Here is a 220-nt window from a genome sequence, read left to right as displayed (position 1 = left end):
TGCACCTTTAAATAACAGCCTTATTCGCAATAAAAAAAACGCAAGCGCAATCTGAACTTTCAAAGCCTAAGCGAGTTAAAAATTTAAAAAATGCTTTTATTAGTACACAGGATATGAGCGGTAAAACAATTGCTATTATTGATGATGTCATGACAACAGGCGCTACACTTAATCCTGCTACGCAGGCTTTAAAACAAGCGGGCGCTAAACATGAGTGGGC

1 pseudogene is annotated in these 220 nt (G+C 38.2%); it reads left to right on the top strand.

From position 1 onward, the window contains the following. Positions 1-220, top strand: a pseudogene (locus V6260_RS18980) (ComF family protein); the annotation flags it as partial.

It is taken from the genome of Pseudoalteromonas aliena, assembly GCF_038155085.1.
Taxonomy (GTDB): Bacteria; Pseudomonadota; Gammaproteobacteria; order Enterobacterales; family Alteromonadaceae; genus Pseudoalteromonas; species Pseudoalteromonas aliena_A.
The sequence above is the reverse complement of the archived record's forward strand: the minus strand, read 5'-3'. Positions and strand labels throughout refer to the sequence as shown.